25 protein-coding genes are annotated in these 23,894 nt (G+C 72.3%); 14 read left to right on the forward strand and 11 right to left on the reverse strand.

What is annotated here, in order from left to right:
- The first annotated feature begins 48 nt into the window (after positions 1-48).
- Positions 49-333, forward strand: a complete 285-nt coding sequence (locus H4J02_RS04050) for a hypothetical protein (RefSeq protein WP_187675832.1) — start codon at positions 49-51, stop codon at positions 331-333.
- Here the strand turns inward: H4J02_RS04050 and H4J02_RS04055 are convergent.
- Positions 321-884, reverse strand: a complete 564-nt coding sequence (locus H4J02_RS04055) for a histidine phosphatase family protein (protein WP_262406211.1) — start codon at positions 882-884, stop codon at positions 321-323. The two genes, H4J02_RS04050 and H4J02_RS04055, sit on opposite strands and share 13 nt — an antisense overlap.
- A gap of 233 nt (positions 885-1,117) precedes the next feature.
- On the opposite strand from H4J02_RS04055, the gene ftsY reads away from it, so the two are divergent.
- Positions 1,118-1,987, forward strand: coding sequence for a signal recognition particle-docking protein FtsY (ftsY, locus tag H4J02_RS04060; RefSeq protein ID WP_187675834.1), 870 nt, complete (start codon positions 1,118-1,120; stop codon positions 1,985-1,987).
- 90 nt (positions 1,988-2,077) lie between these two features.
- Here ftsY and H4J02_RS04065 read toward each other — a convergent pair whose 3' ends face one another.
- Together H4J02_RS04065 and H4J02_RS04070 are read right to left on the reverse strand one after the other, a co-directional pair.
- Positions 2,078-3,730 (reverse strand): alpha-amylase family protein, encoded by a 1,653-nt coding sequence (locus H4J02_RS04065; protein ID WP_187675835.1) that lies wholly within the window; start codon positions 3,728-3,730, stop codon positions 2,078-2,080.
- Positions 3,727-4,692: a TIGR03885 family FMN-dependent LLM class oxidoreductase gene (locus H4J02_RS04070; protein ID WP_187675836.1), complete on the reverse strand. Its 966-nt coding sequence runs from the start codon at positions 4,690-4,692 to the stop codon at positions 3,727-3,729. Before H4J02_RS04070 ends, H4J02_RS04065 begins: the two co-directional genes overlap by 4 nt.
- Positions 4,693-4,885: 193 nt before the next feature.
- On the opposite strand from H4J02_RS04070, the gene H4J02_RS04075 reads away from it, so the two are divergent.
- Complete coding sequence (locus H4J02_RS04075) at positions 4,886-5,926, forward strand: TIGR03617 family F420-dependent LLM class oxidoreductase (RefSeq protein ID WP_222942209.1); 1,041 nt, start codon at positions 4,886-4,888, stop codon at positions 5,924-5,926.
- A gap of 7 nt (positions 5,927-5,933) precedes the next feature.
- Here H4J02_RS04075 and H4J02_RS04080 read toward each other — a convergent pair whose 3' ends face one another.
- Together H4J02_RS04080 and H4J02_RS04085 are read right to left on the reverse strand one after the other, a co-directional pair.
- Entirely contained in the window at positions 5,934-6,572 is a 639-nt protein-coding gene (locus H4J02_RS04080) for a hypothetical protein (RefSeq protein WP_187675838.1), read from the reverse strand.
- Positions 6,569-7,084, reverse strand: coding sequence for a gamma carbonic anhydrase family protein (locus H4J02_RS04085; protein WP_187675839.1), 516 nt, complete (start codon positions 7,082-7,084; stop codon positions 6,569-6,571). Before H4J02_RS04085 ends, H4J02_RS04080 begins: the two co-directional genes overlap by 4 nt.
- Before the next feature lie 109 nt (positions 7,085-7,193).
- Here H4J02_RS04085 and ffh point away from each other — a divergent pair, with 109 nt between their 5' ends.
- The 3 genes from ffh to H4J02_RS04100 all read left to right on the forward strand — a co-directional run bounded on the left by ffh (position 7,194) and on the right by H4J02_RS04100 (position 10,484).
- On the forward strand, positions 7,194-8,771 hold the full coding sequence (gene ffh / locus H4J02_RS04090; RefSeq protein ID WP_187675840.1) for a signal recognition particle protein: 1,578 nt from the start codon (positions 7,194-7,196) through the stop codon (positions 8,769-8,771).
- A gap of 112 nt (positions 8,772-8,883) precedes the next feature.
- Entirely contained in the window at positions 8,884-9,660 is a 777-nt protein-coding gene (locus H4J02_RS04095) for an LLM class F420-dependent oxidoreductase (RefSeq protein ID WP_187675841.1), read from the forward strand.
- Positions 9,661-9,677: 17 nt separating this feature from the next.
- Positions 9,678-10,484, forward strand: coding sequence for an LLM class F420-dependent oxidoreductase (locus H4J02_RS04100; protein ID WP_187675842.1), 807 nt, complete (start codon positions 9,678-9,680; stop codon positions 10,482-10,484).
- 85 nt (positions 10,485-10,569) lie between these two features.
- On the opposite strand, the gene H4J02_RS04105 is transcribed toward H4J02_RS04100, so the two are convergent.
- Together H4J02_RS04105 and H4J02_RS04110 are read right to left on the reverse strand one after the other, a co-directional pair.
- Complete coding sequence (locus H4J02_RS04105) at positions 10,570-11,052, reverse strand: hypothetical protein (protein WP_187675843.1); 483 nt, start codon at positions 11,050-11,052, stop codon at positions 10,570-10,572.
- 62 nt (positions 11,053-11,114) lie between these two features.
- On the reverse strand, positions 11,115-12,248 hold the full coding sequence (locus tag H4J02_RS04110; protein WP_187675844.1) for a glutamate--cysteine ligase: 1,134 nt from the start codon (positions 12,246-12,248) through the stop codon (positions 11,115-11,117).
- A 99-nt stretch (positions 12,249-12,347) separates the two neighbouring features.
- Here H4J02_RS04110 and H4J02_RS04115 point away from each other — a divergent pair, with 99 nt between their 5' ends.
- From H4J02_RS04115 to rimM, 4 genes are all read left to right on the forward strand, one after another.
- Positions 12,348-13,322, forward strand: a complete 975-nt coding sequence (locus H4J02_RS04115; protein ID WP_262406212.1) for a DMT family transporter — start codon at positions 12,348-12,350, stop codon at positions 13,320-13,322.
- A 173-nt stretch (positions 13,323-13,495) separates the two neighbouring features.
- Positions 13,496-13,984 (forward strand): 30S ribosomal protein S16, encoded by a 489-nt coding sequence (gene rpsP / locus H4J02_RS04120; RefSeq protein WP_187675846.1) that lies wholly within the window; start codon positions 13,496-13,498, stop codon positions 13,982-13,984.
- Between the two features lie 3 nt (positions 13,985-13,987).
- Positions 13,988-14,227, forward strand: coding sequence for an RNA-binding protein (locus H4J02_RS04125; protein ID WP_187675847.1), 240 nt, complete (start codon positions 13,988-13,990; stop codon positions 14,225-14,227).
- On the forward strand, positions 14,224-14,805 hold the full coding sequence (gene rimM, locus H4J02_RS04130; protein WP_187675848.1) for a ribosome maturation factor RimM: 582 nt from the start codon (positions 14,224-14,226) through the stop codon (positions 14,803-14,805). The genes H4J02_RS04125 and rimM overlap by 4 nt, the downstream gene beginning before the upstream one ends.
- A 511-nt stretch (positions 14,806-15,316) precedes the next feature.
- Here rimM and H4J02_RS04135 read toward each other — a convergent pair.
- Genes H4J02_RS04135 through nirB form a run of 3 tightly spaced genes read right to left on the reverse strand, consistent with a single transcriptional unit; the run spans position 15,317 to position 19,828 of the window.
- Positions 15,317-16,453 (reverse strand): uroporphyrinogen-III synthase, encoded by a 1,137-nt coding sequence (locus H4J02_RS04135; RefSeq protein WP_262406213.1) that lies wholly within the window; start codon positions 16,451-16,453, stop codon positions 15,317-15,319.
- Positions 16,450-17,232: a uroporphyrinogen-III C-methyltransferase gene (gene cobA, locus H4J02_RS04140; RefSeq protein WP_187675849.1), complete on the reverse strand. Its 783-nt coding sequence runs from the start codon at positions 17,230-17,232 to the stop codon at positions 16,450-16,452. The genes H4J02_RS04135 and cobA overlap by 4 nt, the downstream gene beginning before the upstream one ends.
- On the reverse strand, positions 17,225-19,828 hold the full coding sequence (nirB, locus tag H4J02_RS04145; RefSeq protein ID WP_187675850.1) for a nitrite reductase large subunit NirB: 2,604 nt from the start codon (positions 19,826-19,828) through the stop codon (positions 17,225-17,227). The genes cobA and nirB overlap by 8 nt, the downstream gene beginning before the upstream one ends.
- 211 nt (positions 19,829-20,039) lie before the next feature.
- Here nirB and nirD point away from each other — a divergent pair, with 211 nt between their 5' ends.
- The 4 genes from nirD to H4J02_RS04165 all read left to right on the forward strand — a co-directional run bounded on the left by nirD (position 20,040) and on the right by H4J02_RS04165 (position 22,997).
- Positions 20,040-20,477 carry a nitrite reductase small subunit NirD gene (gene nirD / locus H4J02_RS04150; RefSeq protein ID WP_187675851.1) on the forward strand — a complete coding sequence of 146 codons (438 nt, stop codon included), beginning with the start codon at positions 20,040-20,042 and terminating at the stop codon, positions 20,475-20,477.
- Positions 20,474-21,208: a sirohydrochlorin chelatase gene (locus H4J02_RS04155; RefSeq protein ID WP_262406214.1), complete on the forward strand. Its 735-nt coding sequence runs from the start codon at positions 20,474-20,476 to the stop codon at positions 21,206-21,208. Before nirD ends, H4J02_RS04155 begins: the two co-directional genes overlap by 4 nt.
- Positions 21,209-21,233: 25 nt before the next feature.
- On the forward strand, positions 21,234-21,941 hold the full coding sequence (gene trmD / locus H4J02_RS04160; protein ID WP_187675852.1) for a tRNA (guanosine(37)-N1)-methyltransferase TrmD: 708 nt from the start codon (positions 21,234-21,236) through the stop codon (positions 21,939-21,941).
- A 156-nt stretch (positions 21,942-22,097) separates the two neighbouring features.
- On the forward strand, positions 22,098-22,997 hold the full coding sequence (locus tag H4J02_RS04165) for a formate/nitrite transporter family protein (protein WP_187675853.1): 900 nt from the start codon (positions 22,098-22,100) through the stop codon (positions 22,995-22,997).
- A gap of 120 nt (positions 22,998-23,117) precedes the next feature.
- Here the strand turns inward: H4J02_RS04165 and map are convergent, their stop codons facing one another.
- The gene (gene map / locus H4J02_RS04170; protein ID WP_187675854.1) at positions 23,118-23,888 is read right to left on the reverse strand and encodes a type I methionyl aminopeptidase; all 771 of its coding nucleotides are present in this window, start codon (positions 23,886-23,888) and stop codon (positions 23,118-23,120) included.
- Between the last annotated feature and the right edge of the window lie 6 nt (positions 23,889-23,894).

Below are 23,894 nucleotides of genomic sequence, written 5' to 3' on the forward strand. Positions count from 1 at the left end.
CGACGCAACCCCCGGGTAGCGCGGGCGGCGGAGTCGTAGCCTGCTGGCATGGGATACCCGGGACGCGGCGCGCTCGACACCGATGCCGTCCTCGCGCCGACGATGCCGACCGCGACAGCTGACCCCATGCGCCGCGTCGCCCTGCCGGAGCCGTTGCCGGCGGCGGCCGCTCGCAACGCGAGTCCGACCCGTCCCGTGCGCGACCCCCGCATCCGCGCGACGGTCATCGCCGCGGTCGGGTTCGTCGCGCTGGTGGTAGGCCTCGTGCTCGTCGCGCGCTGGCTGCGGGTGCTCGAGTCCGTGCAGGGTTTCCTCGGGTTCTACCCCGGGTGAGAGACGGGCTCGCCGTTGATCGTGAGCACGCGCCACGCATCCCCGGCGCGCTCGATCGCCGACACGGTTCCGTTCAGCACGACCTTCACGGGGTAGCCCGTCAGGCGGATGAGCGTGTACTTCATGATCGTGCCGTGGCACACGACGACGACGTTCTGGCCCGGGTAGTCGGCGTCGATGCGCGCGAGACCCTTGAGGCAGCGGTCGACGACCGAGTCGAGCGTCTCGGCGCCCGGGTAGTCGCGCTTCGGCCAGCGGGCGATGACGTCGCTCTCGAGCTGCCCCTCGAGCGGGCCGTAGTCGCGCTCGACGAGCTCCGCGTAGGCGGGTCCGAGCGGGAGGCCGAGGTCGTCGGCCACGATGCGCGCCGTCTCGCGGGCGCGCGCGAGCGGCGAGCTCACGACGGCGTCCCACGACCACTGCTCGAGCATCCGTCCCGCCTCCCGGGCCTGCTCGCGGCCGGTGTCGTTGAGCGGGATGTCGCTCGACCCCTGCATGCGGCCCTCGCGGTTCCACTCGGTCTGGCCGTGCCTGATGAATGCGAGCGTCACCCTCCCATCCTGCCCGACCCCATCTCCGCGCCTGCCCGCTGTTGTGCAGGAGTCTGCTGTTGTGCAGGAGTCTGCTGTTGTGCAGGAGTTCCGGCGTGCACCCGGCCGGCCGGCCACGAAAAGCCGGGCCTCCTGGGCGCGGTTCCTGCACAACAGCGGGCGTCTCCTGCACAACAGCAAGAGACAGCAAGAGACAGCAAGAGACAGCAGACCGCTGCCGGTAGCCTGGCTGCATGGCGGCATCCTGGTCCCTCGGCAGCGCCCTGCGCGGCATGTTCGCGAAGCCCACGATCGACGAGAGCACCTGGGACGACCTCGAGACCGCGCTCCTGAGCGCCGACTTCGGGCCCGACCTCACCGAGACGATCGTCGACGAGCTGCGGGCGAACGTCGCCCGCTACCGCACGACCGACCCGAAGGACCTCCAGCGGATGCTGCGGGAGACGATCGAGGAGCGGCTCGCGAAGCTCGACTCGACCCTCACGCTCAGCAACCGCCCGGCCGTCGTGCTCGTCGTGGGCGTCAACGGCGTCGGCAAGACGACGACGATCGGCAAGTTCGCGAAGTTCCTCGCCACTCACGGGCGCTCGGTCGTCGTGGGCGCGGCGGACACGTTCCGCGCGGCCGCCGTCGAGCAGCTCGCGACGTGGGCCGAGCGAGCGGGGGCGCGCATCGTGCGGCCGCAGCAGGCGGGGCAGGACCCGGCATCCGTCGCCTTCCAGACCGTCGAACTCGCGCAGCGCGAGGGCGTCGAGATCGTGCTCATCGACACCGCCGGCCGCCTGCAGACGAAGTCGGGCCTCATGGACGAGCTCAGCAAGGTGCGCCGGGTCGTCGAGAAGCTCGAGCCGGTGGCCGAGGTGCTGCTCGTGCTCGACGCGACGACGGGGCAGAACGGGCTCGCGCAGGCGGATGCGTTCGTGCAGCACGCGGGCGTCACCGGTCTCGTGCTCACGAAGCTCGACGGCTCCGCGAAGGGCGGCTTCGTGCTCGCCGTGCAGGAGAAGACCGGCATCCCCGTGAAGCTCGTCGGCCAGGGCGAGGGCATAGGCGACCTCACGGGTTTCACCCCCCACGTCTTCGCGCAGCAGCTCGTCGGCTGACGATCGAGGCGCAGCTGGAGCTACGCCGCCACGGCGGGAGTTGTTTCACCCGCCGCCGGGTCACGGCTCCAGCCGCGCCACGAACGGACGTCAGCTGAGGCGGCGGTCTCCGGGGCGCAGCACGCGCATCCAGCGGTAGCCGTACGGCTCGAGCTCCACCTCGACGCGGCCGCGCGCGCCGAGCGGCGTCGTCCCCTCGCGCAGCAGGTCCGAGAGCACGGAGTCGTCGGGCTCGCCCTTCACCGTGATCGACACCGTCGCGGCCTCCGGTGCCAGGTTATGCAGCGCGATCATGCGCCCCGTGTCGGAGCGCACCGAGTGCGCGAGCACCGAGGGCACGTCGTGCTCGAGCAGCTCGAGCTCACCCCAGCCGATCTCCGACGACGAGCGGTAGCGCGTGATGAGCAGCCGGATGTGCGCGAGCAGCGAGTCGGGGTCGTGGCGCTGCGAGATGACGTTGACGTGCTCGGGCGCGTAGCCGCCCTCGGGCGGCGCCGAGCACAGCCGCGACCGCGGCGCCGAGGAGAACCCGCCGTTCTTCTCGCTCGACCACTGCATGGGCGTGCGCACCGACTTGCGTCCCTCGATGTCGAGGTTCTCGGCCATGCCGATCTCCTCGCCGTAGAACAGCACGGGCGTACCGGGCAGCGAGAACATGAGGCTGTAGACCATGCGGATGCGGCGGGGGTCCCCGTCGAGCATCGTCGGAAGCCGGCGCACGATCCCGCGACCGTACACACGCATCCGCTCCTCGGGGGCGAACGCCTCGAACACCTCCTCGCGCTCCTCGTCGCTCAGCTTGTCGAGCGTGAGCTCGTCGTGGTTGCGCACGAAGTTCGCCCACTGGGTCTCGACTGGCAGCGCGGGGCGCGTGGCGAGCATCTCGGCGAGCGGGGTGGCGTCGTGCCGCGCGAGCGAGAGGTAGAGCGACTGCATGCCCATGAAGTCGAACTGCATCGTCAGCTGCGAGGCGCCGTCGCCGCCGCCGAAGAACTTCAACTGCTCGTCGTACGTGAGGTTCACCTCGCCGAGCAGCACGGCGTCGCTCGCGCGTCGCTGCAGGAACCGTCGCAGGTCGCGCAGGTGCTGGTGCGGGTCGCCTCCGACGCCAGCGAGGAAGAACGGCACCGCGTCGACCCGGAACCCCGACACCCCCAGCTCGAGCCAGAACCCCATGACGCGCGCGAGCTCGTCGCGCACGCGCGGGTTCCCGATGTTGAGGTCGGGCTGATGCCGGTAGAACGAATGCAGGTAGTAGCGGTCGACCTTCTCCTCGTACTCCCACACGCTCGTCTCCTCGCCGGGGAACACGTTGGCGGGCTCCGACTTCGGCTTCTCGTCGACCCACACGTAATAGTCGTGGTAGGCCGAGTCGCGGCTCCTGCGGGCTTCGCGGAACCAGGGGTGCTTGTCCGAGGTGTGGTTGACGACGAGGTCGATGATGACGCGCATGCCGCGGTCCTTCGCCATGCGCACGAACTCGACGAACCGCCCGAGGTCGCCGATGCGCGGATCGACGGCGAGGTAGTCGGTGATGTCGTAGCCGTCGTCGCGTCCGGGCGTCGGGTAGAACGGCATGAGCCACAGGCACGTCACGCCGAGGTCGGCGAGGTGGTCGATGCGGTGGGCGAGGCCCTCGAAGTCGCCGCATCCGTCGCCGTTCCAGTCCATGTACGTCTCGACGTCGAGGCAGTAGACGACGGCGGTCTTCCACCACAGGTCGCTCGTGTCGGTGATCTTCATCGGCCCTCCTTGAGCGCGGGCAGCACCTCGCGACCGAACACGGTGAGCATGGGCTCCTGCGCGCGCCCGACGTGGTGCAGGTAGAGCTCGTCGAAGCCGAGCTCGGCGAGCGACAGCAGCCGCTCGAGGTGCGCCTCGGGGTCGGATGACACGAAGACGTGCCCGGCGGTGTCGTCGGGGGCGGCGTGGTCGCTGCGGCGGTCGAACTCCTCGGGCGTCGCGATGTCCCACAGCGCGGGCGGGGTGAGGATGCCGTGGCGCCACTGGTCGTGCGCGATCGCGAGCGCCTCGTCGTCGGTCTCGGCCCAGCTGTAGTGCACCTGCAGGGCGACGGGCCCGCGTCCGCCCGCGTCGCGGTACGCGGCGATGACGGCTCGCAGCGCATCCGGCTCCTGCACGGCCGTGATGAGCCCGTCCGCCCAGCCCGCGAGGCGTGCGGCGGTCTGCGGCCCGATCGCCGCGCCGAACAGTCGCGGGGCGACCTCGGGCACGCTCCAGAGGCGCGCCTCGTGCACGCGCACCGTGCCGTCGGCGTCGACGGTCTCGCCGCCGAGCAGGCGCCGGATGATGTCGGCGCTCTCGTCGAGGCGCGCGTCGCGGAACGGCTTGTCGGGCCACGGGTCGCCCGTGATGTGCTCGTTGACGTTCTCGCCGCTGCCGAGCGCCGCCCAGAACCGGCCGGGGAACAGCTCGCCGAGGGTCGCGATCGCCTGCGCGACGATCGCCGGATGCGCGCGCTGGCCTGGCGCGGTCACGACGCCGAACGGCAGGCGCGTCGTCGCGAGCGCGGCGCCGAGCCAGCTCCACGAGTAGCCCGAGTGCCCCTGCCGTTCGCTCCACGGCGCCCAGTGGTCCGAGCACATGGCGGCGTCGAAGCCGACCTCCTCGGCGCGCTGCACGGCCTCCAGCAGCTCGGACGGCGGGGCCTGCTCATGCGAGGCGTGGAATCCGACGACGGTCACGGGCGCTCCTCTCGACCCTGTCGAGGCTCGCGTGACCCGGGCTGAGCGACAAGGGCGTTGCGGTGGTCCGCCTTGTCGGCTAAGGCGCAGCGGGAGCTACGACACCGCGGCGGGAGGCGTTTCTCCCGCCGCCGCGTCGCGGCTCCAGCCGCGCCATGACGGCCGACGGGCGGGGACAGGGCAGGATGGGGGCGTGAGCGATGACGCGACTGTCCCCTTCCTCATCGACGCGGGCGGAGACGCCGGCACCGACCCCCGCACCTTCGCGGGCGGCGCGGCCGACATCGAGGCCGCCGGCTACGACGGCATCTTCGCCGCGGAGACGAGCCACGACCCGTTCATCGCGCTCGCGGCCGCGGCCATGCGCACCGAGCGCGTGAGCCTCATGACGGGCATCGCCGTCGCGTTCGCCCGTAACCCCATGACGGTCGCCGAGACGGCCAACGACCTTCAGCTCGTGTCGGAGGGTCGCTTCATCCTGGGCCTCGGCTCGCAGATCAAGCCGCACATCGAGCACCGCTTCTCGATGCCGTGGTCGGCGCCCGCCGCCCGGATGCGCGAGTTCGTCGCCGCCGTGCGTGCCATCTGGTCGTCGTGGGAGACGGGCGAGAGGCTCGCGTTCGAGGGCGAGCACTACCGTCACACCCTCATGACGCCGTTCTTCTCGCCGGGCCCGAACCCCTTCGGCACCCCGCCCATCTGGATCGCCGCCGTCGGCGAGAAGATGACCGAGACGGCGGGCGCCGTCGCCGACGGCGTGCTCGCGCACACCTTCACGACCGAGCGCTATCTGCGCGAGGTGACGCGTCCCGCGCTCGAGCGGGGTGCCGCATCCGCGGGGCGCGACGCCTCGACCCTCGGCATCAGCATCCCGGCGTTCGTCGCGGTCGGGGAGACGGATGCCGAGCTCGCCGCCGCGATCCAGGCCACGAAGGCGCAGATCGCCTTCTACGGCTCGACGCCCGCGTACCTGCCCGTGCTCGCGTTGCACGGCTGGGAACACGTGCACGAGAAGCTCCACGCGGCGTCGAAGCGCGGCGAGTGGACGCAGATGGCCGAGCTCGTCGACGACGACATGCTGCGAGCGTTCTCGGCGGTCGGCTCGCCCGCCGAGGTCGCGTCGCAGCTGCGCGAGCGGTTCTCGGGCCTCGTGACGCGGCTGTCGTTCAGCGCGGGCTACCCCATCCGTCCCGAGGTGCAGGCGGCGATGCTCGCGGGCCTCCGCGGGGAGTGAACGGCGCCTAGCCTGCGGGCGTCGGCAGGGGCACCTGGCCCGTCGCGATCATGACGGCCGCCACGACGACCGACACGACGAGCGTCGCGAGCACCGTGCCGCCCACGACGAGCAGCACGAGCGCCCACGGGTGGGTCGTCGTCCAGCCGATCGTGCCGGGGAAGCGCTCCTTGATGTCGACGGCCGCGAGACCCGCGGGCGCGCGCACGACGGGCGCGCCGATCGCCTCGACGAGCTCGGTGAGGGTCTCCTGCTCCCACGTCTGCGCCGAGAGTGCGAACATGCGCTCGAGCGCGGGCGAGACGCCGTAGAGCGTCGCATCGCGCGTGCCGGGCAGCGGCAGCATGACGAGCGTGCCGATCGCGTGCACGGGCCAGCGGCGCGTGCGCAGCGGGCCCCGGATGCGCAGCTCGCCCGCCTCGACGACGACGCGGGTGCGCGCGAAGTAGACGAGCATCCCGATGCCGCCGAGCAGCATCGCGGAGCCGAGCGCGACGACGCCCGCGCCGAGGCTCGGCCACGTCGCGATGAGCAGCGTGAGCACGAGCAGGGGAGCGAACCACACGAGCCGCACGAGCATCCGACGGTGGAACGCGGGCCACGACGGACGGAACTCGCGCCGCTCGGGCGCGGGGGCATCCGTCACGCGAGCTCCCGGTGCTTGCGCGAGAGCTCGCGGTACGTCTCGGCGTTGCGACGGATGCCGGCGACCTCCTCGTCGGTGAGCTCACGTCGCACCTTCGCCGGCACGCCCGCGACGAGGGAGCGCGGCGGCACGACCGTGCCCTCGAGCACGAGGGCTCCCGCGGCGACGAGCGACTCGCGCCCGATGACGGCGCGATTGAGCACCGTGGCGTTCATGCCGATGAGGCAGTCGTCCTCGACCGTGCAGCCGTGCACGACGGCCCCGTGGCCGACCGAGACGCCCGAGCCGATCGTCGTCGGCACGCCCGCGTCGACGTGCACGACGACGTTGTCCTGCAGGTTGGAGCCCTCGCCGAGGGTGATGGTGTCGCTGTCGGCGCGCAGCACCGCGCCGTAGAAGACGGAGGAGCCCGGATGCAGCACGACGTCGCCGATGACCGTCGCGTTCGGCGCGGTCCACGCGGTCTCGTCGATGCGCGGCTCGCGGCCGCCGAAGGGCAGGATGACGCTCATGCCAGCACGCTACCGCGCGAGGGAAATGCGAGGTGGTCGAGGAGCGCCGCGAAGCGACGCGTCTCGAGACCGCCGCCCGGCCGGTCACGCCACGTAGGATGTGACCGTCATGGCAACCTTCGGCACGCTCTCCGACCGGCTCACCGACACCTTCCGCAACCTCCGCACCAAGGGCAAGCTCAGCCCCGCGGACGTCGACGGCACGGTGCGCGAGATCCGGCGCGCCCTCCTCGACGCCGACGTCGCGCTCGAGGTCGTCAAGGACTTCACGGGCCGGGTGCGCGAGCGCGCCCTCTCCGACGAGGTCAACAAGGCGCTCAACCCGGCGCAGCAGGTCGTGCAGATCGTCAACGACGAGCTCGTCGGCATCCTCGGCGGGCAGCAGCGCCGCCTCGAGTTCGCGAAGAAGCCGCCGACCGTCATCATGCTCGCGGGCCTCCAGGGCGCCGGCAAGACGACCCTCGCGGGCAAGCTCGCGAAGTGGCTCAAGAAGGAGGGGCACACGCCGCTCCTCGTCGCATCCGACCTCCAGCGCCCCAACGCCGTCACGCAGCTGCAGGTCGTGGGCGAGCAGGCGGGCGTTCCCGTCTTCGCGCCCGAGCCCGGCAACGGCGTCGGCGACCCCGTGAAGGTCGCCAAGGAGGGCGTCAAGGAGGCCGAGCGCAAGCAGTACGACACGGTCATCGTCGACACCGCCGGCCGCCTCGGCATCGACGCCGAGCTCATGAAGCAGGCGTCGAACATCCGCAAGGCCGTCGAGCCCGACGAGGTGCTCTTCGTCATCGACGCGATGATCGGTCAGGACGCCGTCAACACGGCCCGGGCCTTCCAGGAGGGCGTCGACTTCACGGGCGTCGTGCTCACGAAGCTCGACGGCGACGCGCGCGGTGGCGCCGCGCTCTCGGTCGCATCCGTCACGGGCCGCCCCATCATCTTCGCCTCCACGGGCGAGGGCCTCGACGACTTCGAGCCCTTCCACCCCGACCGCATGGCGAGCCGCATCCTCGACCTCGGCGACATCCTGACCCTCGTCGAGCAGGCGCAGGCCGCGTTCGACGAGGAGGAGGCCGCGAAGGTCGCGGAGAAGTTCCGCACCGACTCCTTCACGCTCGACGACTTCCTGCAGCAGATGCAGCAGCTCAAGAAGATGGGCTCGCTCAAGGGCATGCTCGGGATGTTGCCCGGCGCCCGCGGCATGAAGGACCAGCTCGAGAACTTCGACGAGCGCGAGCTCACGCGCACCGAGGCGATCATCCAGTCGATGACGCCCGCCGAGCGCCAGAACACGAAGCTCCTCAACGGCTCGCGCCGTCTCCGCATCGCGAAGGGTGCGGGTGTCACGGTCACCGACGTCAACCAGCTCGTCGCCCGCTTCGAGCAGGCCGCGAAGATGATGAAGACCGTCGCGAAGGGCGGGATGCCGCAGGTTCCCGGAATGGGGCCCATGCCCGGTATGCCCGGCATGCACGGCGGCAAGAAGGCGAACAGCAAGGGCAAGAAGAAGGGCTCGAAGTCGGGCAACCCGGCCAAGCGCGCGGCCGAGAACGCCGCGCTCGCGCAGGGCATCAAGCCGGGCGGGTCGACCGCGGGCGGCGGCTCGGGCTTCGGCCTCGGCGGAGGTGCGGCCAAGCAGGCCCCCACCGAGGAGGAGCTCGCCGCCCTCCAGAAGCTCCTCGGCCGCCGCTGAGTTCCATGGCGCGGCTGGAGCCGCGCCATGACGGCGGGAGAAACGCCTCCCGCCGCGAGGTCGTTTCTCCCGCCGCCAGCGCCCGCGGGTGCGCGCGATCTAGCGTGGAGGCATGACCTCTCGCCCAATCCGCATCGCCGTCCAGCTCGCCCCGCAGCACGCCGACTACTCCCAGATCCGGGATGCCGTGCGCCGTGCCGAGGACCTCGGCGTCGACGTCGTCTTCAACTGGGACCACTTCTTCCCCCTCTCGGGAGACCCCGACGGCAAGCACTTCGAGTCGTGGACGATGCTCGGGGCGATCGCCGAGCAGACGAGCCGCGTCGAGTTCGGCGCCCTCGTGAACTGCAACTCGTACCGCAACCCCGACCTGCAGGCCGACATGGCCCGCACGCTCGACCACATCTCGGGCGGCCGCTTCATCTTCGGCACGGGCGCCGGCTGGTTCGAGCGCGACTACGACGAGTACGGCTACGAGTTCGGCACGCCCGGTTCGCGCATCGCGGCGCTCGGTGAGGCCCTGCCGCGCATCGAGGCGCGCTGGGCGAAGCTCAACCCGGCGCCCGTGCGCGACATCCCGATCCTCATCGGGGGCGGCGGCGAGAAGAAGACGCTGCGCCTCGTGGCCCGCCACGCCGACATCTGGCACTCCTTCGGCAGCCCCGAGACGCTGCAGCGCAAGCTCGGCATCCTCGCAGAGCACTGCGCGGCGGAGGGCCGCGACCTGGGCGAGATCGAGGTGTCGGTCGAGAGCCGCGGTGGCGACGAGCGCGCCGCCGACGCCTTCGTCGAGGTCGGCGCGACGCTCTTCACGATCGGGCTCACGGGCCCCGACTACGACATGGATGCCGCCAAACGCCTCGTGGCCTGGCGCGACGCGAACTCCTGACGGTTAGCGTGGGCGGCATGCACCGCCCCATCCGCATCGGCGTCCAGATCGCACCCCAGCATGCGTCGTACCCCGTCCTGAGGGATGCCGTGCGGCGCATGGAGGACCTCGGCGTCGACCTCGTCATGGGCTGGGACCACTTCTTCCCGCTCACGGGCGACCGCGATGGCGCGCACTTCGAGGCTTTCACGGTGCTCGCCGCGATGGCCGAGCAGACGAGCCGCGTCGAGTTCGGCCCCCTCGTCTCGGCGACGGCGTTCCGCAACCCCGACCTCGTGGCCGACATGGCGCGCACGATCGACCACATCTCGGCCCACGACACCGGCACGGGGCGGTTCATCCTCGGCCTCGGCGCGGGCTGGAACGAGAAGGACTTCGTCGAGTACGGCTACCCGTTCGGCACGGTGGGCTCGCGGCTCAGCGCATTCGAGGCCGCGGTGCCGCGCATCCGCGAGCGGCTCGCACGGCTCAACCCCGCGCCGACGCGGCACGTCCCGATCCTCATCGGCGGGGGAGGCGAGCGTCGCACGCTGCGCGTCGTCGCCGAGCACGCCGACATGTGGCACGCATTCGGCGACGTCGAGACGCTCACCCACAAGACGCGCGTGCTCGCGGAGCACTGTCGCGCGGTGGGCCGTGACGTCTCGGAGATCGAGTTCTCGACCGGCACGAGCGTGCGGGGGCTCGGCGTCGGCGATCCCGAGACGGCCGAGCGCTTCGTCGAGCTCGGGTTCACGACGTTCATTCTCGCGATCACGCCGCCCGAGCTCGACGACACGGCGCTGCGGGCCCTCCTGCGCTGGCGCGACGAGCGCGCGGGCTGACGCGCGCGGGACCCGCACACGCGCGGCGGATGCGGAGCGCGAGGCCGCCCCGCATCCGCCGAGTCCGTGCCGTCGGGTCCGTCCGTCAGCCGCGGAACGAGCCCGCGACGTCGTCGAGGGCCGCCCCGAGCTGCTTCTGGAAGTCGGGCGAGCCCGCGCCCTCCAGGAACGTGCGCGCGCGGTCGATCGTCGCGACGGCGAGCGGGTCGACGAACTCGTTGCGGAGCGCCTCACGCAGCAGCTCGTCCCAGTTCGGGCGCGGCCACGGGAACGGCCAGCGCCAGCGGCCGGTGCCGCACCAGTCGTCGAACTCGGTGAACGCGACGAGCGCCCGCTTCGTCGTCTCGCCGTCGACCTCGTCGAACGCGGACTTCGCGGCGGCGGCGGTCGCGACCTGCGCGAAGCGCGCCACCGACTTCGCCGGCAGCACCTCGGCGAGGGCGCGCGTGATGCGCGACGCGACGACCGCGTCGAGCTCGCGCACGAAACGCGCACGGATGAGGAGCTCCCACGGCACGTTGTCGGCGCCGGGGAAGTGCTCGGGGTCCCACATGGTCTCTTCTCCCAACCGGCCCCGCTCGGGACCGTCGGAAAGGAAGAGCGGATGCGCGCCCCGCTGATACCTCGCCGCTAGAACGAGGTGCGGAACTCGCGGATGAGGTGGGCCGCGACCGCGCGCAGGTCGCCGCCCGCGTCATCCGCCACACGCAGCTGCCGCTGGTAGCTCGCTCCCGACGCGAGGGTCCTGCGGATCCCGTCGAGCTCGGCACGGCATCCGAGCTCCGCGGCGATCGGCTGGAGGTCGTCGAGGGTCTCCTCGAGGTGCGCGACGACGGGTCGCTCGAGGCCCGTGCGGTCGACGATGAGCTCGGCGTCGAGGCCGTAGCGGGCGGCGCGCCACTTGTTCTCGCGGTGGTACCAGGGCTGCAGGGCCGGGAGGGCACGACCGGCGTCCATCTCGCGCGAGAAGAACTCGACGAGGCACTGGGTGAGCGCCGCCATCGAGGCGAGCTCGGCGAGGTTCGAGATGCCGTCGCACGCACGCACCTCGATCGTGCCCCAGCGGGGTGCCGGACGGATGTCCCACCGCACCTCGGTCGCGTCCTCCATGATGCCCGTGCGCACCATGTCGTCGAGGTAGCCCTCGTAGTCGGCCCAGGTGTCGAGCGGCCAGGGGAGCCCCGCGGTCGGCAGCTGCTGGAACACGAGCGCGCGGTTCGACGCGTAGCCGGTGCGCTCGCCCGCCCAGAACGGGCTCGACGCGCTGAGCGCCTGCAGGTGCGGGAGGTAGCTCGAGAGGGCGCGGATGAGGGGCATGACCTTGCGCACGTCCTCGACGCCCACGTGCACGTGCACGCCCCAGATCATCATGTTGCGACCCCACCACTGGGTGCGGTCGATGAGCGTGTGGTAGCGCGTCTTGTCGGTCACCGCCTGGTCGTACCACTGCGCGAAGGGGTGGCTGCCGGCGCACATGAGCTCGACGCCGAGCGGCTCGCTCACGGCCCGCACGGCGGCGATCGCGTCGGAGATGTCGGCCACCGCCTCCGCGACGTCGCGGCCGACGCCGCTCGTGAGCTCGACGGTGTTGGTGAGCAGCTCGGCGGTCGCCGTGAAGCGCGTCGAGGGGTCGTCGTCGGTGCCGAGTTCCTCGATGATCTGCGGGCCGCGGCCCACGAGGTCGCCCGTCGCCGGGTCGACGAGCATGAGCTCCCACTCGATGCCGACGGTGCTGCGCTGCGACGACGCGAACTCGACCTGCATGCCGCGAGTCTGGCATCCGGTCCGTGCTGGCGGGAACCGCTTGCGAGGTGTCCGTTGTGCGGCTATCGGATGTCGGATGCCGCGCGTAGCGTGAGAGAGGTGTCCACCACCACATCGACCACCGCATCCGCACGGCTCAGCCCCGCCGTGCTCGCCGCGATCGGGTTCACGATCCTCGCGTGGGCGAGCGCGTTCATCGTCATCCGCGGCGTCGCGCCCGAGATCGGGGGAGGGGCGCTCGCGCTCGGCCGGCTCGTCGTGGGCACCCTCGCGCTCGGCGTGCTGCTCATCGTGCAGCGCAGCTGGATCCGCCCGACGGGGCGCGAGTGGGCGCTCCTGCTCGTCTACGGCGTCGCATGGTTCGGCGCCTACAACGTGACGCTCAACATCGCCGAGCACACGCTCGACGCCGGCACGACCGCCATGATCGTCGGCATCGGGCCCATCCTCATCGCGCTCGGCGCGGGCATCATGCTCGGCGAGGGCGTGCCCAAGTGGCTCGTCATCGGCACGGCCGTCGCGTTCGCCGGCGTCGTGCTCATCGGGCTCTCCACGAGCGTCTTCGGCGGCGGCCGCGTCGACCTCGCGGGCGTGCTGTGGGCGCTCGCCTCCGCCGTCACCTACGCGATCGGCGTGCTCGCCCAGAAGCCCATCGTGCGGCGCATCCCCTCCGTGCAGGTGACGTTCCTCGGATGCGCGATCGGCATGGTCGCATGCGTCCCGTTCGCGGGGCAGCTCGTGGCCGAGACCTCGCAGGCGTCCGCCCTCGGGTGGATCGGCATGATCTACCTCGGCGTCGTGCCGACGGCCCTCGCCTTCACGACGTGGGGCTACGCCCTCGCGCGCGTGCCCGCGGGGCAGCTCGGCATCTCGACCTACGTCGTGCCGCCGCTCGCGCTCCTCGCCGGATGGCTCGTGCTGGGCGAGGTGCCCGCCCTGCTCGCCGTGCTCGGGGGCGTGCTGTGCCTCACGGGCGTCGGCCTCTCGCGGCGGCGTTCGGCCCCCGCGAAGGTCGCCTCGGGACCCGCCGACGGTGTCGCGGTGACGGCCGCCGACGTCGACGCGGAGGCCTGACGCGCCGGGCGAGTGGCACCGCATCCGGGGACGTGCCAGAATAGGACGTTGGGTCCGCGCCGCCCGACCCTCTATCAGGCGCGACGGACCCCCTCATCAGAGCTTTCTGCCGAGTGTGCCCCCACGCGCACGGGAGCAGTTCGACCCCGCATACACACGTTTTCAGGAGAATTGTGGCTGTCAAGATCCGCCTCAAGCGGCTCGGCAAGATCCGTGCCCCGTACTACCGCATCGTCGTCGCCGACTCGCGCACCAAGCGCGACGGTCGCGTCATCGAGGAGATCGGCAAGTACCACCCCACCGAGGAGCCCTCGTTCATCGAGGTCGACTCGGACCGCGCCCAGTACTGGCTCTCCGTCGGCGCCCAGCCGACCGAGCAGGTGCTCGCGATCCTCAAGCTGACCGGCGACTGGGGCAAGTTCAAGGGCGACAAGAACGCCACGAGCACGGTCAAGACGAAGGAGGCGCCCGTCGCCTTCGTCGCCGACGAGAAGAAGAAGCCGGTGCTCAAGCCCAAGGCGGAGAAGCCCGCCAAGGCCGAGGAGACCCCCGCCGCCGAGGACGACGTCGTCACCGAGGCCGAGGCCGCGGTCGACGAGGCCGCCGGCTCGGAGGCCACCGAGGCCGAGGCCCCGGCCGACGCCGACGCCGACAAGGAGTAACCCGTGCTCGCATCCGCCCTCGAGCACCTCGTGAAGGGGATCGTGGATCACCCGGACGACGTGCAGGTGGATTCGTCAAGCACCCCGCGCGGCGAGGTCCTCGAGGTGCGTGTGCACCCCGAGGACCTCGGCCGCGTCATCGGCCGCTCGGGACGCACCGCTAAGGCCCTCCGCACCCTCGTGACGGCGCTCGCCGACGGCCGCCGCGTGCGCGTCGACGTCGTCGACACCGACGCGGCGTGAGCGGGGCGAAGCGTCCCGGCACCACCCAGCTGCGCGTCGGGCGGCTGCTGAAGGCGCACGGACTCAAGGGCGCCCTCAAGCTCGAGCTCTACACCGACGACCCCGCGAAGCGCTTCGTGCCCGGGGCAACGTTCTCGCTGCAGGTGCCGACGTCCTCGCCGTGGCACGGCAAGACCCTCGAGCTCACCGAGCTGCGCTGGTACAACGGGCATCCGGTCGCCTTCTTCGTGGGCGTCGACGACCGCACGGTGGCCGAGTCGCTCGTGAAGGCGATCCTCTGGATCGACGCGGACGTCGCCGCCGACGATGAGCCCGACGCGTGGTACGACCACCAGCTCGTCGGCCTCCGCGCGCTGCGCGACGGCGTCGAGGTCGGCCGGGTCATGCGCGTCGACCACCTGCCCGCGCAGGACCTGCTCGTCATCAAGGCGGGCGATCGCGAAGTGCTCGTGCCGTTCGTGTCGGCCATCGTGCCGGCGGTCGACGTCGAGGCGGGCACCGTGACGCTCACCCCGCCCGCGGGCCTCTTCGAGGACCTCGCGGACGAGACGCCGGAGCCGCCTCGCCGCGCTGAGTAGCCGGCGCAGCCGCGTCCCCCCGCTGGTTGAGTAGCCGGCGCAGCCGCCTTCCCCCCCCGCTGGTTGAGTAGCCGGCCGAGCCGCCTCCCCCCCCCGCTGGTTGAGTAGCCGGCGGAGCCGGCGTATCGAAACCCCACCGGCGTCATACGTTCGTCGGGTCTCGATACACGCCGCTTCGCGGCGCACTCGACCAGCGGTGAGTGGGGCTGCCGGTGCCGCCTCACCCGCTGGTTGAGTAGTCGGCGGCCCGCCTCACCCGCTGGTTGAGTAGCCGGCGGAGCCGGCGTATCGAAACCCGCCCGGCGTCATACGTTCGTCGGGTCTCGATACACGCCGCTTCGCGGCGCACTCGACCAGCGGTGAATAGGGCTGCCGGTGCAGTAGGCGGCCGAACCGCCCCCCCGCTGGTTGAGTAGCCGGCGGAGCCGGCGTATCGAAACCCGCCCGGCGTCATACGTTCGTCGGGTCTCGATACACGCCGCTTCGCGGCGCACTCGACCAGCGGTCGGCGTCAGGCGGCGACGTCGACGCGGTAGCCGCGCTTGACGACGGTCGCGATGATGGGCGCCCCGAGGCTGCGCCGCAGGCGGCTGAGCGCCATCTCGAGCGCGTGCTCGTCGGCCGTGCCGACGGAGCGCAGCAGCTGCTCGCGCGAGACGACCGCGCCCTCCGCATCCAGCAGGGTGCGCAGGAGCGCGAGCGGCGTCGGGGTGAGCGGGATGCGGCGCCCGTCGAGCTCGACGATCGTGCCGCGCACGACGACGTCGCCGTGGGCCGTGCGCACGCGCGCGACCCGCAGCTCGGGCAACCGCTCGCACACGAGCCGGATGAGCGCGCCCATGCGGAACCGCTCCGGCTGCAGCGGCTGGATGCCGGCCGCCTGCAGCGGCGCCGCCGTCACGGGCCCGACCGCCGCCGCGACCACACCGCGCCGGAACGCCGCGACGAGCTCGTCGTACGCCCCGAGCCCCTCGGATGCCGCGTAGAGCGCATCGACCGCGGGCGCGCTCGTGAAGGTCACGCAGTCGAGCTGCCGCTGGCAGATCGCCTCGATGAGCCGCGGGATGCGCTCGTCGCTGTCGTCGAGCGACCGCCAGCGGTACGGCGCCACGAGCAGCACGCGGTGTCCGGCCGCGCGCAGCGGCTTCAGGTGGGCGGCGTCGAGGTAGCCGTGCGCCTGCACGGCGATCGTGAGCCCCGGCGGGAACTCCGCGAGCACCTTGTCGACGAGCGACGCCGTCGTCTCCTCCTCGCTCATGCCCGAGTCGTCGAGCCCGGCCGCCCGCACACCGCCGCGCGCCTTGGGTCCGCGCACGAGGATGCGGGCCGCGCCCATCGTGTCGATGAGCTCGTCGCCGACGCCCCCGGCATCCGCGACCTCGAGCCAGCGGCGGATGCCGAACGCGGTCGTCGCGAGCACGACATCCGGCCGGGCGTCGATGATGGCGTGCGTGTCGGCGATCACCTGGGCGTCGTCGCGCGCGTTCTCCATGCGCAGGGTCGGCGCGTGCATGACCTGCGCCCCGCGCCGCTCGAGGGCGTCGATGAGGTCGGCGGCGCGGCGCTCGCTCGTGACGCCGATGCGGAACCCCTCGAGCTGGTCGGGGCGGAATCCGGGCACGGCGTCGTCGAGCATCGCGTTCGTCACGGCGCGGCCACCGCCTCGCCCGCGCGCCGCAGAGCGGCCTCCGCCTCGGCGTCGCCGCCCGCAGCGAGCCGCACGACCTCGCCGATGACGATGACGGCGGGCGAGCGCACGCCCGCGACGGATGCCGCCTCGGGCAGCTCCGCGAGCGGCGCGAGCGTCGTGCGCTGGCCCGTGCGGTGCCCGCGCTCGATGACGGCCGCGGGGGTCGTGGCCGGCATCCCGGCCCGCACGAGCCCCGGCGCGAGCGCGGGAAGCGCGTTGACGCCCATGAGCACGACGATCGTGCCGTCGAGCCCGGCGAGGTGCTCGTACTCGGATGCGGTGAGCGGCGCATGCCCGGAGATGACGGTGAATGCGTGGCTGATGCCGCGGTGCGTGAGCGGGATCCCGGCGGCGGCGGGCACGGCGACGGAGCTCGTGACGCCCGGGATGACCTCGACGGGCACGCCCGCGCGTCGGCACGCGAGCACCTCCTCGCCGCCGCGGCCGAAGATGTACGGGTCGCCGCCCTTGAACCGCACGACGTGCGCGCCCGCGAGCGCGTGGCGCACGAGCATCGCCTCGATCTCCTCCTGCGGCACCGCGTGGTGGCCGGGCTGCTTGCCGACGTCGATGTGCACGGCGGCGGGGCAGAACTCGGCGAGCACCTCGTAGGGCGCGAGCCGGTCGAAGAGCACGACGTCGGCCGTGCGCAGGGCGTCGACGGCGCCGAGGGTCAGCAGCTCGCGCGCGCCCGGTCCGCCGCCGACGAGGGTGACCCGCCCCATCCGCTCAGTCATCGTCGTGCCCCTCTCCCGTCGCGTCGCGCACCGGGATGCGCGCTCCCGCGAGCACGACGCGCCCGTCGCGCAGCTCGGCGGCCGTCGCGGGCCGCGCCTGCCCGCGCTCGACGACGCGCGGGATGCCCGGCGCCGCGTCGCCCGGCGCGTTCACGAAGCTGCGGAACCGCGCGAGGCGCTCGGGGTCGCGCAGCGTCGCGGCCCACTCGTCCTCGTAGTTCTCGATGTGCCGCGCCATCGCCGACTCGAGCTCGGCGGCGAGGCCGAGCGAGTCCTCGACGACGACCGCGCGCACGTGGTCGAGCCCGCCGTCGATCTCCTCCATCCAGCGGGCGGTGCGCTGCAGCCGGTCGGCCGTGCGGATGTAGTACATGAGGTAGCGGTCGATGTAACGGATGAGGGTCTCGTCGTCGAGGTCGCTCGCGAGCAGCTGCGCGTGGGTCGGCTGGAAGCCGCCGTTGCCGCCGACGTAGAGGTTCCAGCCGGCGTCGGTCGCGATGACGCCGACGTCCTTGCCGCGCGCCTCGGCGCACTCGCGCGCGCATCCGGACACCCCGAACTTGAACTTGTGCGGCGCCCGCAGCCCCCGGTAGCGCAGCTCGAGCCGCACGGCCATGCCCACCGAGTCCTGCACGCCGAAGCGGCACCATGTCGAGCCGACGCAGCTCTTGACGTTGCGCAGCGCCTTGCCGTACGCCTGGCCCGACTCGAACCCGGCCTCGACGAGCTGCGCCCAGATGTCGGGCAGCTGGTCGAGCCGCGCGCCGAACATGTCGATGCGCTGCCCGCCCGTGATCTTCGTGTAGAGCCCGAACTCGGTCGCGACGCGTGCGATCACGCCGAGCTTCTCGGGCGTGATCTCGCCGCCCGGGATGCGGGGCACGACCGAGTAGGTGCCGTCGCGCTGCATGTTGGCGAGCGCGCGGTCGTTGGTGTCCTGCAGCGACCCGCGACCGTCGTCGAGCACGTAGGCGTCGTGCTGGCTCGCGAGGATGGATGCGACGGCGGGCTTGCAGATGTCGCACCCGCGGCCGGTGCCGAAGCGCGCGAGGGTGTCTTCCCACGAGGTGATGCCGAGCACGCGGATGAGCTCGAAGAGCTCCTGCCGGCTCTGCCCGAAGTGCTCGCACAGTGCGTGCGAGACGGTGAGCCCCGCCTTCGCGAGCTCCTGCTCGAGGATCTTCTTGACGAGCGGAACGCACGAGCCGCACTGCAGCCCGGCGCGCGTGCACGCCTTGAGCTCGGGAACCGTGCGGCACGGGCCGGCGTCGTCGGTGCCGTGGACGGCCGTGCGCACGGCGCCGACGGAGACGTTGTTGCACGAGCACAGCAGGGCGTCGTCGGGCAGCTCGTCGGCGCCCGCGGGCTCCGCGCCGGATGCCGTGAGGTACGCCGCGGGTTCGGACCCGAGCTCGCGCCCGAGCATGGGGCGCAGCGTGAGATAGGGCGCCGCGTCGCCCACGAAGACGCCGCCGAGCAGGGTGCGCGCGTCATCCGACACGACGACCTTCTGGTAGAGCCCGCGGGCGGGGTCCGCGTAGACGATCTCGAGAGCGCCCGGAGTGGCGCCCATCGCGTCGCCGAAGCTCGCGACCTCGACGCCCGCGAGCTTGAGCTTCGTGGCGTCGTCGATCGTCGTGAAGGTCGCGTCGCCGCCGAGCAGCCGGTCGGCCACGACCTCGGCCATCGCGTTCGCGGGGGCGACGAGGCCGACGCAGCGGCCCTGCACGCTCGCGACCTCGCCGATCGCCCAGACGCGGGGGTCGGATGCGCGGCACTCCTCGTCGACGACGATGCCGCCGCGCGGCGCGATCTCGATCGCGGCGGCCGCGGCGACCTCGTCCCGCGCCGAGATGCCGATCGCGAAGACGATGAGGTCGGCGGGGATCGTCTGCCCGTTCGTGAGCTTGACGGCCGTGACGGCGCCCTCGGTCTCGAGGATCTCGCGCGGCCGCGTGCCGAGGTGCATCGCGATGCCGCGTGCGCCGATGAGCCGGCCGAGCGACTGCCCGGCGCCCTCGTCGAGCTGCGCCGACATGAGCCAGCCGCCCGAGTGCACGATCGCCGAGTCGGCGCCGAGCTCGGCGAGCCCGCCCGCCGCCTCGAGGCCCAGCAGCCCGCCGCCCGCGACGACCGTGCGGGGCGGGCGACCGAGCACGGCCGCGAGCAGCTTCACCTCGGCCGCGAGGTCCTCGACGTCGGCGATCGTGCGGTAGACGCGGGCGTGCTCGGCGCCCGGGATGTCGGGCACGGGCGCGCGGGAGCCGGTCGCGAACACGACGTCGTCGTAGGAGAGCATGCGGCCCGCATCCGTCGTGACCGTTCGCGCGACGCGGTCGAGGGCCACGGCGCGCTCGCCCCGGATGAGGGTGATCGCCTCGTGGTCCCACACGCTCGCGTCGAGGGTGAGGTCGTCGCCGCCGAGGAAGCGGCGGCTGAGGGCGACGCGGTCGTAGGGGAGGTGCTCCTCCTCGCCGATGACGGTGAGGCGGATGCGGTCCTCGGTATCGCGGGTGCGGATCGCGTCGGCGAGGCGGTGCGCGGCGGGGCCTGCTCCGATCACGACGACGCGGCGTGGTGCAGTGGATTGCGTCATGTGCTGCCTCTCGTCGATGCTCCGAGGCTAGGAACGGGGGGTTGCCCTGCCGTTTCGCTCATGTAACAGACACCTCACATCTGCCGCACGCGTCGACCGCGCAGGTGTGAGCACAGCGTCACAGGAGCGAAACGGGGAGGACACGGCGGGCGTAACACGCGCGGCCTAGCGTCGACGGCATCCGCGACACTCGCGACACGAGGAGGACGGCATGACCCTCACGATCCCCGAGCGCACGGCGTCCGCCGCGACGGCGCCCACGAGCGCGACCGCGACCGCGACCACGACCGCGACCGAGACCGCGACCGCCGAGCCGGCAGCCGTCGGCTGGTTCCCGGTGTGCGAGGCCGACGCGCTCGAGCCGGAGTGGGGCGAGGCGGTGCTCGTGGAGGGGCGCCAGATCGCTCTCGTGCTCGCGGCGCCCGGCGAGCTGTACGCCGTCGACCACCGCGACCCCGTCATGGGCGCGTACGTCATGGCGCGCGGCATCGTGGGCTCGCGCGGCGAGCGTGCGACGATCGCCTCGCCGCTGCTCAAGCAGGTGTACGACCTGCAGACGGGCGCGTGCCTCGACGACCCCTCGCTCGCGCTCTCGACGTACCGCACGCGCGTCGTCGGCGGCATGATCGAGATCGAGATCGCCGCGTGACGCCCGCCGTGGCGACGCTCGCACCGCCCGCGCTCCTCGCGATCTCGCACGGCACGTCCTCGCCCTCGGGCGCCGCCGCGGTCTCCGCGCTCGTCGACGCCGTGACGGATGCGAGCCCCGGCGTCGCGGTCGCGGGCGGCTTCGTCGACGTGCAGCAGCCGGATGTGCCGACCGTGCTCGGCGGGCTCCCCGCGGGCGCGCAGGCGGTCGTCGTGCCGCTCCTGCTCTCCGCCGGGTACCACGTGCACGTCGACCTCGCGCAAGATGCCGCGGCGTTCGACGGCGTGACGGTCGCGGGCGCACTCGGCCCCGACGACCGGCTCGTGACGCTCCTCGGCCGCCGCCTCGCAGAGTCGGGGCTGCGTCCGGACGACGCCGTCGTGCTCGCGGCCGCCGGCTCGAGCGATGCGCGCGCGGTCGCCGACTGCGCCGAGACGGCGCTCCGCCTCGGCGACCTCCTCCGCCGCCATGTCACGGTCGGCTACATCTCCGCCGCGAGCCCGCGCCTCGCCGATGCCGTCGCCGCGACGCGCGCCGCGCATCCGTACTGCCGCGTCGTCGTCGCGAGCTACCTGCTCGCGCCCGGCTACTTCGCCGACCTCGCCGTCGCGGCGGGCGGCGACGTCACGAGCGCGCCGCTGCTCGCATCCGGCGCCCGCGTGCCGACCGAGCTCGTCGATATCGTGCTCGATCGCTACGCCGACGCGGCGGCGACCCGCGCATCCGCCTGACCCGCGGCCCGGCTACGCTCGACGGGTGCGTATCGACGTCGTCACGATCTTCCCCGAGTTCTTCTCGGTGCTCGACGTCTCCCTGCTCGGCAAGGCCCGCACGAGCGGCCTCATCGACGTGCGCGTGCACGATCTGCGCGACTTCACGCACGATCGGCACCGCACGGTCGACGACACCCCCGCGGGCGGCGGCGCGGGCATGGTCATGAAGCCCGAGCCGTGGGGCGAGGCGCTCGACACGATCCTCGAGGGGGCGACGGATGCCGTGGTCGTGTTCCCGACGCCCGCCGGCCGCCTCTTCCGCCAGCCGATCGCGCGCGAGCTCGCCGTGGCCCCGCACCTCGTGTTCTGCTGCGGTCGCTACGAGGGCATCGACCAGCGCGTCGTCGAGCACACCGCGACGCGGCCCGAGGTCGCCGAGGTGCGCGAGCTGAGCCTCGGCGACTACGTGCTCAACGGGGGAGAGGTCGCCGTGATGGCGATGATCGAGGCCGCCGGACGGCTCGTGCCGGGCGTCGTCGGCAACCCCGAGTCGCTCGTCGAGGAGAGCCACGAGGACGGCCTGCTCGAGTACCCGAGCTACACGAAGCCCGCCGAGTGGCGCGGCCTCGCGACGCCGCCCGTGCTGCTCTCGGGCAACCACGCCGCGATCAACGCGTGGCGTCACGAGCAGCAGCTCGAGCGCACGCGCCGCAACCGTCCCGAGCTGCTCGGCGAGCACTCCGCCGAGTAGCGCGCACCGCGCAGCGTCCCGACCTCACTCGGCGGCGTCGGCCATGTGACCGAATCGTTCGACGGTCGCAACAGCGCGCGCCGCCGCCCGAAACATCCCGCCTCCATGCTGGGGAACACGCTTCACACGTGTCCGCCCCGTTCCCCCGGAGGTCCCATGTCTTACGTCAAGCCGGCCGAACTCGTCACCCGCATGATCGATGCGGGCGAGTACAAGATCAAGCTCTCGACCCGCGACACGCTCATCCGCGCCTACATGGGGGCCGCGCTCCTCACGCTCGCCGCGGGCTTCGCCGTCACGGTGTCGGTGCAGACGGGCGAGCCGCTCCTCGGCGCGCTGCTCTTCCCGGTCGGCTTCGTGCTGCTCTACCTGCTCGGCTACGACCTTCTGACGGGCGTCTTCACGCTCGGGCCGCTCGCCGTGCTCGATCGGCGCCCCGGCATCCGGGTGCGCGGGATGCTGCGCAACTGGGGTCTCGTGTTCCTCGGCAACTTCCTGGGGGCGTTCACGGTCGCCGTGCTCATGGCGATCTACTTCACCTACGGGTTCTCGGCGGAGCCGTCTGCGGTGGGTCAGGCGATCGGCGAGATCGGGCACGGACGCACCGTCGGCTACGCCGAGCACGGCGCCGCGGGCATGGTCACGCTCATCGTGCGCGGCATCCTGTGCAACTGGATGGTGTCGACGGGCGTCGTCGCGTCGATGATGTCCGACAACCTGCTCGGCAAGCTCGTCGCGATGTGGCTGCCGATCATGCTGTTCTTCTACATGGGCTTCGAGCACTCGATCGTGAACATGTTCCTGTTCCCGTCGGGCCTGCTGCTCGGCGCCGACTTCACGCTCCTCGACTACCTGCTCTGGAACGAGATCCCGACGATCGTCGGCAACCTCATCGGCGGGCTCGCGTTCGTGGGCATCCCGCTCTACCTGACCTACCGCGCCCGGTCGAAGGATGCGGCGCTCGGCGGCAGCACCTCCCGGGCCGTGCGCACCCGGCGCCCCGCCGCGGCTCCCGCGCCCGCGCCGGCCGTCGCATCCGTCGCAGCGGAGGCCTGAGCACCGGGCAGCGCAGCCCGTTCGGGAGGATGGCGCGCCGCAGCGGCCCCGGCCTCGGGGTGTGCACGGCGCGTCATCCTCCCGAACGCTCGCCTGCCGCGGGAGGAGACGGATGCGGGGTCAGCTCGAGCGCGCCGTGAGCACGATCGGGCCATCAGCCGTGATCGCGACGGTGTGCTCGGCGTGGGCGCCGCGGGAGCCGTCGCGCGAACGCAGCGTCCAGCCGTCGCGGTCGGTGTAGATCTCGTCGGTACCGCGCATGAACCACGGCTCGAGCGCGAGCACGAGGCCGTCGCGCAGAGGCAGGCCGCGCTTGCGGCGGCCGTCGTTCGGCACGTGCGGGTCGCCGTGCATCGTGCGGCCGACGCCGTGCCCGCCGAAGTCGAGGTTGACGGGCAGACCCGCGGCCTCGGCGACGTCGCCGATCGCCGCCGAGATGTCGCCGATGCGGTGGCCGACCGTCGCGGCGGCGATCGCGGCGTCGAGCGCGCGCTCGGTCGTGGCGATGAGCTCGAGGTCGGCCGGGTCGGGCTCGCCGACGACGATCGAGAGCGCCGAGTCGCACACCCAGCCGTCGACGGATGCCGCGAAGTCGAGCGAGAGCAGGTCGCCGTCGCGCAGGCGGTAGTCGTGCGGGAGGCCGTGCAGCACGGCGTCATTGACCGAGGTGCAGATGACCTTGCCGAACGGGGAGGCGCCGAAGCTCGGGTGGTAGTCGATGTAGCAGGACTCCGCGCCCGCCTTGCGGATCATCTCGTGCGCGAGGGCGTCGAGGTCGAGCAGGTTGACCCCGACGTCGGCGGCGTCGCGCGTCGCCTCGAGCACGCTCGCCACGAAGCGGCCGGCGGGTCTCATCTGCTCGATCTCAGCGGGCGTCCGGAGTTCAATCACCTTTCG

Source organism: Protaetiibacter sp. SSC-01 (assembly GCF_014483895.1).
GTDB lineage: Bacteria > Actinomycetota > Actinomycetes > Actinomycetales > Microbacteriaceae > Homoserinibacter.